Below are 11,066 nucleotides of genomic sequence, written 5' to 3'. Positions count from 1 at the left end.
TCGGCGCTGGCTTTGGCATATTGAAGCCACTGGCGGTCGGCGCTAATCTCATACAGATCGATAAAGGCAGCGAGTGCACTGATATTATCAGCTAAAAATAACTTAGCGTCGTGACGGCTATTACTGTCGCTACTACCGTGATTAAAACCGCCTGCGCTGCGTTGGCGATTGGCTAGCAACCAATCGCCAATTGATATTGCCTGTGCTTTTATTTCGGTATCACCCGTCGCGCTGTAAAGTCTGGTGAGCGCCGAAATCAAAGCCGCGTTTTCCTTGGTGTAGCGGTGGGTATCAACACGAGGAATACCTAGCGCAATACGTTGCTTGTCTTTTAAGGCGAAATACTTGGCGCTCTTTTGTCCTTGAATAAGATCGGCATCTTGGCTGGTATAAAAGCCACCGTCAGGCGCTTTTAAGAAACGATTAAGATAAGCGACAGTGCGCTCGGCGGCGGTTTTATACGCCGGGTTTTTAGTCGCCGCATAGGCCTGTGCATAAAGTCGAATAGAGCGCGTCTGAGTGCGCATAATTTTTTCAAAGTGGGGGTGATCCCAGTCCCCATGGGTTGAGTACTGGTAGAAACCACTCCATTCGGGGTCTTCTAATTTGAGGGCTGCTGTTAAGGTCTTATTGGCGCGGGCTAATTCGCTGTCATCGCCATTCATACCCTCTAGCAAGGCGTATTCAACGGAATCGGGATCGATGAACTTCATCGCAATGGCAAGGCTACCGTATTTGGCATCGTAGCTGCGTTGATGCATTGCGATTAAATTAGCTTTGTCCGCAGGTATTAATGCACTGCGCTGAGTGGTAACGGTAATAAAGCCGCCAGTATTTTCTGGACTGGGATCGCGAACAATCGCATTGAGTAAGGCCGTCATTGAGTCAGGTGGAATATAGCCAGCACGTTTAACAATTTCTACGCCATCGCTATTATAAAAAATAGTTGCAGGCCAACCCCAGGCCCGATAGCGCGCGGCGATCCCTGGATGAGCGTCGTGATCTACTTTAATGGCGATAAAATCTTTGCCAACTGCGGCCCCGACCTGGGGATCGCTATAGGTCTTTTGGTCCATTACATGGCACCAATGACACCATACGGCTTCAACATTGAGTATGATGTGCTTGCCGGACGCTTTAGCTTCACTAAAAACTTGAGGGCTCCATTCCCGCCATTTGATAGCGCTATTTTCTGCGGCAGAAGCGGGGAGGATTAAATTAGAGAGTAGAATAAATAACAGGCTTACTTGCTGAATCATGTATAGCTCCAATGTTCTTAGGGGCCTGTACGAGGTCCAGCGGTTAGCCGATTTGATCTAATCGCGGTATAGAAAGGTCTGCAACTCGTCTCGCTGCGCCATGCCGTCGCGGTAGCCAAGGTCGATGAGCTTTCCGCAGTATTCCGGCGTGAACAAAAGGTAGCTAGCGATACTGACACCACCGCCACTATTTCCTGTACTACCGGTGCGGCGCAGAAAAATTCTCAGTGAGCGGGGCAGTTCGTTTACGTGATCATCGGCAATACGATCTATGTCCTCGCTGGGGCTAACAACTAGGCAGTCTATGGGAAGCAGCTCCTTACCCATCATGCCCCGATCTTCATCGGGGATCATGCGAACCAATTCATTAATACGCTCGAGGCGCTCAATATCAGTTTCGATACTGTCAATAAATGCGCTGTTAAGCAGGTGACCAATGATTTGGCCAAACCCAGGTGACTGTGCAGCTTTAGGTATTTTCGGATATTGACGTTTATGACCATTGGCGGGAATAACCAGCACTCTATTTGCGCCGAGATGAATCACCGGGCTGATGGGGGCTAATTGCCGTAAAGCACCGTCGCCATAGTAGTCTCGGCCCAGCTTAGCCGGTGGAAAAATTGTCGGAATAGCCGTTGATGCCATCAAATGTTGGAGTTGTATCGGTGTGGCCATACCTTGCCGGCGCCAGCGCTGCCAGCCGGCGTACTGGGGCCCGCCCTGAAAAAATGTTTCAGAAACCCCCTGAGTGTAATTCATAGCTGTGAGACAAAGGGCATCCAAGTCGCCGTTCAAAATATTTACACCGATATTTTCGAAGCTAACATATTGGCGAAGTATTTCTCGCAGCGGGCTATTGTCTAACAGCGCCACTGGCCTGTCACCGGGGGATCCCGAGTTGAATAGTGAATAAGTGAGTCGCAGGGCATTGCGCAATACGCCGAAAAAGTCGGCACGATAAATTTTGTCGGTGCTGAGATCCCGCCAGAGCATCTCCAGTTTTTCTACGGTGCCAACAAAATGATGTGCACCAGCGGCCAGTGATACCGCATTTATGCAGCCGGCGGAGGTGCCGCCAAGAATAGGAAAGGGGTTGCCAGGGCGTTTACCGTGAATTTCTGCCAGGGCTTTAAGCACCCCGACTTGATAGGCGGCCCGAGCGCCGCCACCGGGCAAGACCATAGCTGTATTAGCGCGGTAGCTGTTTTTCGGTGCTTGGTCTTGGTCTTGGTCTTGGTCTTGGCCTTCAGCGGCGGTGGTGGTATTCATTAGCGTTTATGTCCGCGCAGTCCAGTATCCACTAGCACTCGGGTGGCAATTTCCTCTACTGATGCATGGGTGATATCGAGATAGGGAAGACCAAATCGTTTAAACATGGCTTCTGCTTGGCGCAACTCGTCTTCACATTGGCGCAACGACGCATAGCGAGTGTCTGGCCTGCGCTCGCTGCGTATAGCCGATAAACGCTCAGCATCGATCGTCAAACCAAACAAGCGACTGCGATGATCTAGCAAGGCTTTTGGCAGGCGATCACTTTCCATGTCTTCGTCGGTAATCGGGTAGTTGGCAACAAATATCCCCGATTGCATCGCCAAATACAGGCAGGTTGGGGTTTTACCGCTGCGAGAAACCCCAATTAAAATGACTTCGGCTTGGTCGTAGCGGTTTAACCTGGCGCCATCGTCGTTGTCTAGGGCGTAATTCACCGCATCAATACGCTGCTTATAAAGCATATCTTTGTCGGCATTCTGAACGCGGCCAACCGTGCGCGAGGGTTTTTCACCTAGGGCTATCTCAATTTGACTAACAAATGTGCCAAGAACATCTACAATAAAGCCGCGGCTGGTGGCAATAATCGCGCGCAGGTCTTCGTCGACAAGGGTATCAAACACAATCGGTTGGTTGCCGCATTCATCTGCAGCCCGATTAATTTTCTCTACCGCCGAGTTCGCTTTTTGGGCATTGTCGACGTAAGGCACGATAATGTGCTCAAATTTTTGGTTGTCAAATTGCGCTAAAACACTGCTGCCCAAGGTCTCGGCAGTGATACCGGTACTGTCTGATATAAAAAAAGCCGGACGAATCATGTAGTTTTTTTACCTAATGCACTGAGTTTTTCGACGGGAATTTCCAAATTACTTACTTTAGTATAACCCGTGTTAATTTCTTGCACCCTTATAACCGTAATACGGTCACTTTGTAAATTGGGAGATAGCACGTGTCTGAATACGTAATCTGGTTCAACGACCTTGGAATGAATGATGTTGATCGCGTTGGCGGCAAGAACGCATCCCTAGGTGAAATGATTAGCCAGCTCTCACAAGTCGGTGTATCGGTGCCCGGTGGTTTTGCGACCACTGCCGACGCCTTCCGCGATTTCTTGCAGCAAAGTGGTTTGAACGATCGAATTATTGCCGCGCTAGACGGCTTTGATATTGAGGATGTAAAGAATCTTGCTGTTGTGGGTAAGAAGATTCGTCAGTGGATTGTTGAAACACCGTTCCCTGAAGCACTAAACGCGGCTGTCGTTGAAGCCTATGCCAAGCTGGTTGATGGCAACGATGCCATGTCTTTCGCGGTGCGTTCATCGGCAACCGCAGAAGATTTACCGGACGCCTCTTTTGCCGGCCAGCAAGAAACCTTCTTAAATATTCGCGGCCTCGACAATATTATGATCGCGATCAAGGAAGTGTTTGCCTCCTTATACAATGACCGCGCGATTGCCTATCGTGTTCATCAAGGCTTTGAGCACGCCGATGTTGCACTGTCGGCGGGTATTCAGCGCATGGTGCGTTCAGACACCGGCGCCGCTGGCGTTATGTTTTCTATGGACACTGAGTCAGGTTTCGACGGCGTGGTGTTTATTACTGCGTCCTATGGCCTGGGTGAAACCGTTGTGCAGGGTGCAGTAAACCCCGATGAGTTTTATGTTCACAAAGCGACACTTGAGAAAGACCGTCCTGCGGTGCTGCGCCGAAACCTCGGTAGCAAAATGGTTAAAATGATTTACGGCAGCGATGCTAGCGCCGGTAAATCTGTTGAGACCGTGGATGTTAGTGAAGACCAGCGCAATCAATTTTGCTTGACCGACGAAGAAGTACTCGACCTTGCCAAGCAAGCGATGACCATTGAAAAGCATTACGGTCGGCCAATGGATGTCGAGTGGGCCAAAGATGGCGATGACGGCAAACTCTATATCGTCCAAGCCCGCCCAGAGACCGTTAAAAGTCGTGAATCCGCTACTTTGATGGAACGCTACCTCTTAAAAGAAAAAGGCGCGGTATTATGTGAAGGTCGCTCTATTGGTCAGCGTATTGGTGCTGGACCGGTGCGGTTGATTGCCAATATCAGCGAAATGGATCAAGTTCAGCAGGGCGATGTGCTGGTTACCGATATGACCGATCCAGACTGGGAGCCGGTAATGAAGCGCGCCTCAGCCATTGTTACTAACCGTGGCGGGCGCACATGTCATGCAGCGATCATTGCTCGTGAGATGGGCATTCCTGCGGTCGTGGGCTGCGGTGACGCCACCGAGCTGCTAAAAGATGGAACGCCCGTCACGGTGTCTTGCGCAGAAGGAGACACCGGCATGGTATACGACGGTATTCTCGATTTCGATATTAACCGCAATAAACTAGAGGCCATGCCAGAATTGCCGTTCAAGGTAATGATGAACGTTGGCAATCCTGACCGTGCCTTTGACTTCCAAGGCTACCCCAATGCTGGAGTGGGCTTGGCGCGCTTGGAATTCATTATCAACCGCATGATTGGCGTGCACCCTAAAGCGCTGATGAATTACGACGATATTCCCCGCGATGTGCAAGCGGCAGTGAAGCGCCGTATTGCTGGCTACTCTAGCCCGGTAGAGTTTTACGTAGAAAAACTGGTTGAAGGTATATCCACGATTGCCAGCGCGTTTTATCCCAAACCCGTTATTGTGCGGATGTCCGATTTTAAATCCAATGAATACGCTCACTTAATCGGTGGCAGCTTGTACGAGCCATCTGAAGAAAATCCCATGCTCGGCTTCCGGGGTGCGTCGCGCTATATTTCTGATTCATTTCGGGAGTGTTTCGAACTGGAATGCCGTGCGCTTAAGAAAGTTCGCAACGATATGGATCTCACTAACGTTGAGATTATGGTGCCTTTCGTGCGGACCGTTGGTGAAGCTAAGCAAGTTATCGAGTTGCTGGAAGCCAATGGTTTGAAACGCGGTGAGAATGGCTTGCGGGTCGTGATGATGTGCGAACTACCAGCTAACGCCTTACTCGCAGAGCAATTTCTGCAGTATTTCGATGGTTTCTCAATTGGCTCAAACGACTTAACTCAGCTTACTTTAGGTCTAGATCGCGATTCAGGATTAATTGCTCACCTCTTCGATGAGCGCAATGACGCGGTAAAAGCATTGCTGAAAATGGCGATAGATGCCTGTAAAAAGCACGGTAAATACATCGGGATATGCGGTCAGGGTCCATCTGATCACCCAGATTTTGCCCAGTGGCTGATGGAGCAGGGCATAGACAGCGTGTCCCTGAACCCGGACTCTGTTTTGGAGACTTGGCTGTTCCTGGCAAAGAAGTTAAAAGCCTGAGTTGAATCACGCTTAGGCAAATATTTTTCCGCATTAAAGCGGGAATAGTAAAAAGGCCGCGAAAGCGGCCTTTTTTATTGGCAAATTACTCGGCAGGGTCTGCTGGTAATAAGGCTTTTAACTGTTTCTCTAGTTGCCTGATGCGGTTCGACATATCATCGAGCTGGGTATATCGCACCGAGTTGCGACGCCATTTCTTCACTTCTTGCATCGGCGTTGCCGAGGCGAAAACGCCCGCTTCGCTATTGCCCTTGGTCACAATAGTGCCGCCGTGGAAGTGGCTATTGTCGGCAATATCAATATGTCCATTAATGGCCACGGCGCCGGCAACGGTGCAGTTTTCGCCAATATTGGCACTGCCGGCAATGCCAACACAACCGGCAATGGCTGAGCGTTTACCGATTTTGACGTTGTGCGCAACGTGCACCAGATTGTCCATAATCACACCATCGTGAATGATGGTGTTGCCTAGGGCACCTCGGTCTATCGAGCAGTTAGAGCCGATTTCGACATCGTCGCCAATAATAACACCACCCAACTGGTGGATTTTCTGCCAGCCATCGCGACTTGGCGCAAAGCCGAAACCGTCAGAGCCGATAACCGTGCCGCTGTGAATGATGCAGTTCTTGCCAACGCTTACCGCGTGGTAAATAACCACGTTTGGATGGATTAAGGTGTTGTCAGCAACGCTAGCCCGGTCACCGATGGATACACCTGGATAAAGCCTAACACCAGCTCCAATAAGAGCAAATTCGCCAACAACGCAGTTGGCGGCAATGGATGCAGTGGAATCGATCTTGGCAGTCGCCGCAATCACCGCGGAGGGGTGAATACCAGTCGCCACCACTGACAGCGATTCGAACAGTGCCGAAACCTTGGCGTAGGCGAGATAAGCATTGTTAACGATCAGCTTATTACCGTCATATTTATCTGCGAACTCAGCGCTAAGAATAACGGCGCCGGTCGAAGATTCGGGCAGATACTGCAAGTACGATTCTTGATTAATAAACGACAGCTCAGAAGCCACGGCAGTCTGTAAATCTGCAATTCCAGAAATCATATAATTTGCATCGCCAACTACCTCTCCATCGAGATAATTAGCTAACTCAGACAAGCTTCTTTCAATAATACCCATGCGGCGTGCTCCGTCGATACTTAACTTATTGATTTACTATGAATTGAACTGCAGACATAAACCGCAGTAGATACTGCGTGCAATTAGGGCATCCACATTTTGAGTAGATACGCTTAGCGGTATTTTCTGCATCTCTGGGAATATTTTACCCGTCGTTTGGACAATACATGGAGTTATTTTAGTGAAAATTTGGGGTTTAATTCGAGATATACCGTCTTCAGCTAAGCTATAAGAAGTCGATCTCTTGTGATTTATTTTAGCCATACGGGGAAGTTCAGTGTGCTTTTTACAACTTGCTATAGACCATATAGATCGCGCGAGCTAAACCTCAACTATCGCTAAGCAGGCCTACAATTCACGAAAAAACACTATTCGGCAAAGATTAATCAGTATTGAAATGCAGGAGATCGTTTAAATGAGCCCAGTAAATCACCGCTTATCAGACGCGGTTGTAAACACGGCAACCACCGCCGCACCTATTAGCATGCCAATAAGGCCATTAAAGATATTTTGGCTAAGACCATTTGCAAAGGCGTTACTGAAAACATCTAGATGGGAGAGGGCGACGCCAAACGCAATGTAGTGATCTACGCCGTGCGTTAATATGCCACCGCCTACTAAAAACATCGCCAAGGTACCAACAACCGTTAAGGTTTTCATCAAAACCGGCGCCAACCATAGTAAAAATCCACCTAGGGATTTTACCGCCGCGGTGGCCGATTTAAGAAAATACAAGCCAAGATCATCTATCTTAACTATCATGGCGACCAAGCCGTAGACTGCAAATGTTACCCCTAGCGCAACAATAGACAGCACCACTGCCTGCTTGGCGAACGGTGCCTGCTGCACAGTGCTCAGTGCGATGACAATGATTTCTAAACTCAAAATGAAGTCAGTACGAATAGCACCTTTAACTCGTTCTTTTTCTAATGAGAGTAAATCGACATTGCTATCTTCGAGCAGCGCGCGGGTCTGGGAATGATCCTTTGTATTGCGATGGGCAATGGCATGCCAGATTTTTTCTGCACCTTCAAAGCATAAATACACGCCGCCGAGCATCAGTACAGGCGTGATTAGCCAAGGCATAAATAGACTGGCCAGTAATACAATGGGAACAATAATAAGCTTGTTGAGTAAAGACCCTTTAGCCACCGCCCAAACCACCGGGAGCTCACGCTCGGCGCGCAAATTGCCCACTTGCTCGGCGTTAACAGCTAAATCATCACCCAAGACGCCGGCAGTCTTTTTTACTGCGATCTTGGACATCACCGAAATATCATCCAGCAGCGTCGCAATATCATCAAAAAGGGCTAGAAGAGAACCTGCCGCCATGTAAATACCACCTGTAATGAAATGAGTCAGGCTTGTGAATTACTGACGAAGCATACTACATCGGTAAGATTATCACTCAGAAGATCCCCAGCAATAGCGCTATGAATCGAAAGTGCTAATCAATAAGTAAGTAGATATTTGAATTCAAAGCGCGGACGGAAAATCAGTACAATAAAAGATGTAGTCCTCGGAACGTTTGGACAGATAGCTATTCGCTATCAGGCACAGTCTATACCGTTTAATAAACTCATTATTCCACCCCACGCTTAAGGTTCCAGTTATTGCGTTTAATGTCTGAGTAGTAGACCTAGAACGAGATCATAAATATAGATTCTCTCAGCAATCAACAGGTCCAGAAAGTCATTGTGGACCTTGATCAGGCCCTATATAGCCACGAGCAATGGTATAAGAATTTACAGCGGGTGTTGATTTCCCGTAAGGCCCAGAGCCGTTAGATCTAAGAAATGACGTCCATTTTCCCTGTAGTTTCGGTCAATGGTACAACAGCCCTGACTTGCAGTTTTTGCAAGAAAACCCACTATTTATATCCTTGGGAAAAGCCCATGAGAAAATGCACAGAAGGTCGCGACATCTAATTCAGCGGATTTCCGATGGCCTACCTATCCTGGTTCGTGAATGGGACCCTTTCGACAATAGCATAGTGAAAATGCGGACAAAAATTCAGGCCCTGGGAGAAGAGTTCGCCGCCGTCGTGCAAAATCGAGATCCGCTCACGGAAGCGAAAACCCGAGCTAGACTGCTGACTGAGCTCTGCTAACAGCAGGCGCTGGTCCAGCGAGGAAAGCAGATTTGCGTGATTGCGATGGTAGATCTTGACCATTTCAAACGTATCAATGATCACTATGGTCATGCAGAGGGGGATGTCGTATTAGTCTCTACCGTTAAAAAACTAAAGTCGCACCTTCGTCCATATGATCGAATTTACCGATACGGGGGCGAGGAGTTTATTATTTGCATGCCCAGTACAACGCTAGACCAGAGCAGTGAGGTCATAGAACGTATGCGCGTGGTGATCACCGCTCAGCATTTTGACGTTGGTAAGGCACACGTAACAGCCACTTTTGGTGTATCGGTACTGCGAGCTTCTCGAACCGTTGAAGAGTCAATACACTGTGCCGATAAAGCGATGTATAGAGCAAAGGCCGCTGGAAGTAACCGTGTAGAATTCGACGCTGAATAAGTCAGCATCTTGATAAGGAAAATTGAAAGCTGCTTTAATTAATCAATTGATAGATCAGTGTAAGAAAATCTAATTTGATAATTTAGAAAAAAAAAGCCAGTTTTGGGCGTCCAAACCCAAAACCGGCAAGCAAGTACCTTAGTTTTACCAGCGATAAGACGCTTGAACTGCAAAGGTTCTAGGCGGGTTGGTGAAGCCGTGGTGTGTTGTGGCTCCTGCAATTACTTTTTTGGCGACGGGCGTATCAATGGCATATAGCACGATCAGTTCATCAGTAAGGTTTTTACCTAGTAATGCTATATCCCAGCGGCCATCATTAGACGAAAGGGAAATACGGCCGTTGTACTGAATAAACGCATCTTGTTTCACGCGGTCGTCTAGGTTTGGCGATGGGTGATATTCATCACTGAAGATTGCGTCAAGATTAGCTCGTAAGATTAGTGAGTTACCCACTTCACGCTCATAGCCCAGCAGTAGGTTGCCTGAGTAGTCGGCGGCGTATTGGTTAGTTTTACCAGTGTAATCACAGTTTATGCCGTTAGCGTTGTCTGGTATTTGATCTTGAATACAAGTACCAAATTTATGGTCTTGAAACTCAAAGTCTAAAAACGCCAGGCCCGCACCAAGAATGACATGCTCGCTTAAAGCGATACGGCCATCAAACTCAACACCCTGGGTAATCGCTCCTGCAGCGTTACCTACGTTGAAACCTAATGTGCCATCAAAAACACTGACCTGAAGGTTGTCGAACTGGGTATAGAACAGCGCAGAGTTCAACTCAGCAACACCGTCAAATAAGCTGGTTTTTAAACCCAGTTCATAGGAGGTCGCACGCTCTTCTTCAAACTCGAAGCTACCAATCAATACTCTAGGGTTGGTAACGGTGGCAGTTGGGTTAGACGGTGTAGGTTCGTCGCTGGGCGAAGCATTAGATCTAGCGTCGAAACCGCCAGATTTAAAGCCACGTCGTGCTGAGAAATATGTCATGGCTTCATCACTGAAGTCCCACTGCACGTTTAACAGCGGCGCAAATTGTGATTCAGTCCGCTTACCCGCCAAGTCGTGTCGCTCCGCAGCAAAAGTAACAGCCGCCGCAGTATCGGTTTCCCCAATCGGTAAAATTGAACCATCCGGCAAGCCGAATTCAAGTTTACGACTACCACTTTTCTTTTCGTAGGTGTATCGACCACCGAGTGTTAAACGCAGGGTATCAGTCATTATCCATGTACCTTGTAAAAAGGTAGAGCCGATAATGGAGTCACTCTTGAAGTCACGTGGTGAGCGCAGGTTTAACAGAGAGTTACCTGCATCACCAATGCCGAGTAACTCAAAGCCGCTGTTGCCATTAGCGCCGGGATCGATATCGCCGCGACCACCGCCTTCTAGAAGATCTGCCGCATTAATCAGCTGAGGAACAAGCGTGGTAGAGACAACAATTGAGTCAAAGAAGTCGATTTCGTTATATTGGAAATACGCGCCGGCAATAAAGTCGAAGGTTTCACCAGGCGCTGAGATCCAGCGAAATTCTTGGCTGTACTGCTCGTACTC

Annotated in this window: 8 protein-coding genes; 2 read left to right on the top strand and 6 right to left on the bottom strand. The window is 48.4% G+C overall.

What is annotated here, in order from left to right; translation table 11 throughout:
• From ACI955_RS16845 to ACI955_RS16835, 3 genes are all read right to left on the bottom strand, one after another.
• A partial coding sequence (locus tag ACI955_RS16845) for a DUF255 domain-containing protein (protein WP_415244907.1) occupies nt 1-1,259 on the bottom strand: 1,259 nt, incomplete at its 3' end.
• A gap of 57 nt (nt 1,260-1,316) precedes the next feature.
• Nucleotides 1,317-2,528, bottom strand: a complete 1,212-nt coding sequence (locus ACI955_RS16840; protein ID WP_415244906.1) for a patatin-like phospholipase family protein — start codon at nt 2,526-2,528, stop codon at nt 1,317-1,319.
• Nucleotides 2,528-3,346: a pyruvate, water dikinase regulatory protein gene (locus ACI955_RS16835; protein ID WP_415244905.1), complete on the bottom strand. Its 819-nt coding sequence runs from the start codon at nt 3,344-3,346 to the stop codon at nt 2,528-2,530. Before ACI955_RS16835 ends, ACI955_RS16840 begins: the two co-directional genes overlap by 1 nt.
• Nucleotides 3,347-3,477: 131 nt before the next feature.
• On the opposite strand from ACI955_RS16835, the gene ppsA reads away from it, so the two are divergent.
• Entirely contained in the window at nt 3,478-5,850 is a 2,373-nt protein-coding gene (gene ppsA, locus ACI955_RS16830) for a phosphoenolpyruvate synthase (protein ID WP_415244904.1), read from the top strand.
• An 85-nt stretch (nt 5,851-5,935) separates the two neighbouring features.
• On the opposite strand, the gene lpxD is transcribed toward ppsA, so the two are convergent.
• Complete coding sequence (gene lpxD / locus ACI955_RS16825; RefSeq protein ID WP_415244903.1) at nt 5,936-6,985, bottom strand: UDP-3-O-(3-hydroxymyristoyl)glucosamine N-acyltransferase; 1,050 nt, start codon at nt 6,983-6,985, stop codon at nt 5,936-5,938.
• 429 nt (nt 6,986-7,414) lie between these two features.
• Nucleotides 7,415-8,317: a DUF808 domain-containing protein gene (locus ACI955_RS16820; RefSeq protein ID WP_415244902.1), complete on the bottom strand. Its 903-nt coding sequence runs from the start codon at nt 8,315-8,317 to the stop codon at nt 7,415-7,417.
• Nucleotides 8,318-9,104: 787 nt separating this feature from the next.
• Here ACI955_RS16820 and ACI955_RS16815 point away from each other — a divergent pair.
• Nucleotides 9,105-9,518 carry a diguanylate cyclase gene (locus ACI955_RS16815; RefSeq protein ID WP_415244908.1) on the top strand — a complete coding sequence of 138 codons (414 nt, stop codon included), beginning with the start codon at nt 9,105-9,107 and terminating at the stop codon, nt 9,516-9,518.
• Nucleotides 9,519-9,662: 144 nt separating this feature from the next.
• On the opposite strand, the gene ACI955_RS16810 is transcribed toward ACI955_RS16815, so the two are convergent.
• Nucleotides 9,663-11,066: TonB-dependent receptor domain-containing protein (locus ACI955_RS16810; RefSeq protein WP_415244901.1), on the bottom strand; the 1,404-nt coding region annotated here is incomplete at its 5' end.

This window comes from Zhongshania sp. (assembly GCF_047636175.1).
In the GTDB taxonomy this organism is placed as follows: Bacteria; Pseudomonadota; Gammaproteobacteria; order Pseudomonadales; family Spongiibacteraceae; genus Spongiibacter.
The sequence above is the reverse complement of the archived record's forward strand: the minus strand, read 5'-3'. Positions and strand labels throughout refer to the sequence as shown.